Origin of the sequence: Pedobacter sp. (genome assembly GCF_035566355.1) — a bacterium.
Lineage (GTDB): Bacteria > Bacteroidota > Bacteroidia > Sphingobacteriales > Sphingobacteriaceae > Pedobacter.
This window is the reverse complement of the sequence record NZ_DATMRL010000268.1, coordinates 1-3,291: the sequence shown is the minus strand read 5'-3', so window position 1 is coordinate 3,291 and position 3,291 is coordinate 1. Positions and strand designations below refer to the sequence as shown.

Sequence of the window (3,291 nt, the reverse complement as noted above, 5' to 3'; positions counted from 1 at the left end):
AATTTCATAAACGGGAAGCGACATTGATGAGCAGCCGGAATGCGACCCGGGCCGATTTTGAACACGTGATAGATGCGATGAAAAAGAAACTGGTGGAACCGGCAACATATATTACGCACAGGGTGCATTTTGACGAAGTTCAAGCTAATTTTAACAGTTGGATTGATCCTGGAACGGGTGTTATTAAAGCGATGATTGGATTGGTTTAGTTCTGATTACGGAGGCGAATTTTTTGAAAATTGCAGGAATGGAGACTGGGAAGGGGGAAAGGGATTAAAGTAGGTTCATTCTGCATTGTTTTTCTACCTGTCCATGGACAAGACTTAGAATATTTGCTTATCTTTAAGTTGCAATCGCTTTTATACGGTCGGCGATAATCGGTTGTTTAGTAGGTTGTTAAAATAAAATGGTGAAAGGCTCCTTGATTCTGGCTCTTTTATTTCAATGCTTATGCACCTTTGGGCAGCAAAATTCTATTTTATTCAGAAATATAGGTTTAAATGAAGGTTTATCACAGAGTAGTGTGGTGGATATTGCATTTGATGCCAAGGGCATGATTTGGATGGCTACCCAGGATGGCTTAAACCGTTATAACGGGAAGAATTTCCTGACAGTGGATAAGAAATTTGAGGATAAGACTTCCGGAACAAGCAGCAGATTGGGGAAAATTGAAAACGCTGGCGATCATTTTCTCTGGATTCTGGTTAAAGGGGGGCATTTGGAAAAGTTTGATTTGATTAACCATACTTTTCTTCATACAGATATCTTCTCTGGAAAAAAAAGGGAGGTCGTTGTTTGTTTTTATCCTGAAAAGGACGGTAGATTGTGGGTGGGTACAGAAAGCGGGAAGCTATATGATTATGACAGTCATGCGGGTAAAGTGATCAAGCAAATTGCTATGCCTGCCGGCTCGTCCCAGCCGGTAATCAATGGGTTCTTTAAAGATAGCCATGGTCGGTTGTGGGTTATTGGGAATACGGTAGGTTATCTGGAGCACAACAAAGTTAATCCTGTGGCTTTTGAGCCATTGAAATCCAAAGAAAATGCTTCTTACAGCTGCATGGCTGAAGACAGGGAGGGGAACCTCTGGCTGGGCAGTTGGGGCAGAGGGCTTTTTGTGAAAAGGAGGGCTGAAGCTCTTTTTCATCAGTTTAAGGGATATAAAACGGGAAAGCTTCCTTCTGACCTGGTCATAGAGGCCATCCTGATAGATGAGACCAATAGAATTTGGATTGGAACCTATGGTAAAGGGCTCTTTATTGCAGACACCGAAGAAGAAAAATTAGACCAATTGGTTAATGACAGGAGAAATCCATTTTCAATTGCCTTTAATGATATACTTTCTATAAAACAGGATGCTCATCAAGGGATCTGGATAGGCACTGATGGCGGAGGTCTAAGTTATTTTAACCAAAACGGGAACAATTTTAAATTATTTACTGATCAGACCGTTCCGCCTGGCGTAGAAGTTTCTTTAGTCAGATCCATCACCACCGACAAGGAAGGTAACATTTGGGTTGGCACCACCAATAAAGGCCTGACCCAAATCAATGATAAACGAGCCCTGTATAAAACCTGGCATTTTCCAGCTTATAAAAGAGGTATTTCTAACCCTGATCGGATTGTTTCTCTTTTTAATGATGGAACAGAGCTCTTGTGGGTAGGCACCCAGGGCAATGGTTTGATCCTTTTTGATACTAAGAAGGGAAAGAATATAAAAAGGCTTCATCCTGATGCAGCTTCAGCACTAAAAATGCCGGATGGAACGGTATGGTGTATATATCCTCATCAAAAAAATGAAGTATGGTTAGGTACACAAAGCAGTGGTCTTTGCCTGGTCAATGCGGGCAGCGGTCTAGTGGCCAGGTATATACCCGGTGATGGACCAAATAATTTTGCAGATGCTATACGTGCTATAGTTTATATAAATGACAGTACTTTATGCATTGGCTTTGAAAAAACAGGGTTGTTGCTTTTTAATACGGTAAGAGAGCGTTTTTATAAGATAGGCTCAAAAGATATTTCCAGTTTTTTTAGTGTGGAAACCAGTGTTAAATGTTTGTATTATAGTGATTCTGTTTTGTGGGTTGGAACCGGGGGCAGGGGGATACTTACCTATAACTTTGCGACCAGGAAGACCAGCCTGATCGCGGAAAAGGATGGCCTGCCAAATAATACCATTTATGGAATATTATCGGGGCCGGACCACTTTTTATGGGCCAGTACAAATAAAGGTCTTAGCCGTTTTAACGCCTCCATAGCCAAGCAATCTGTAAAGTCTTTTCAATTTACCAATTATACTGCTGAACAAGGTTTGCAGGAAAATGAATTTAATACGGGTGCTTTTAGTAAAAGTTCAGATGGAATGCTCCTCTTTGGCGGTATTAATGGGCTTAATGTATTTGATCCTTCTAAATTTAATGAAGTGCGAAAAACAGCGGCTGTAGTTTTTACCCATATTTTAATTGATGACAAAGCGGTGGGAAACGAAACAGCAATGCCATTTTTAAAAGAGGTGAGGCTGGGTTACCAGAATCATTCGATAATACTCAATTTTGCTGCATTGAATTTTCCGCCTTTAAGTCAGTATCATTATTATTATAAACTGGATGGCTATGATCAGGAGTGGATTGATGCCGGTCAAAGAAACTATGCAGCCTACATGAATGTTCCAGCCAATTCTTACCGTTTTCTGGTTAAATATGTACAGCCAGGATATGCTAATGAAGGTGTGGTTACAGAAATGCGTATTGATATTGATGAACCATTTTGGGAAAAAAACTGGTTTATTGCTGACCTTGTGCTGTTGTTTCTGGGCTTGGTCTACTGCCTGTACCGCTATAGAATAGCCCAGGTTTCAAAGCTGGCTCAGATGCGCCAGGGCATAGCGACAGATTTGCATGATGATATCGGTTCTGCTTTGTCTAATATAAATATCTTATCAGAACTTTCTAAAAAAAGCCTTCAAAATACCACTCTGGCCCATATTTTTCTGGACCGAATTTCTGAAGAGGTACAGACTTCCAGCCAATCTCTCGATGATATTATATGGAGCGTAAATACTCATAATGACAATTGGGAAGAAACTTTTAGCCGGATGAGGCGCTATACTGCTGAGGTTTTTGAGAACAATAATATTCTATATCACCTTAATCTTGATGAACAGGTTGGAACTGCGAAATTAAACATGGGGAAGAGAAGGGATATTTTTCTGATTTATAAGGAGATTTTGAATAATATAAACAAACATGCCGAGGCAACGGAGGTAGAAATAGAGATGTGCTTTAAGGA

At 40.4% G+C, this 3,291-nt stretch carries 1 protein-coding gene and 1 pseudogene; both read left to right on the top strand.

The window, feature by feature from the left end:
• Window positions 1-209, top strand: a pseudogene (locus tag VNZ46_RS10580) (alcohol dehydrogenase); the annotation flags it as partial.
• 197 nt (window positions 210-406) lie between these two features.
• A partial coding sequence (locus VNZ46_RS10575) for a ligand-binding sensor domain-containing protein (protein ID WP_325560131.1) occupies window positions 407-3,291 on the top strand: 2,885 nt, incomplete at its 3' end.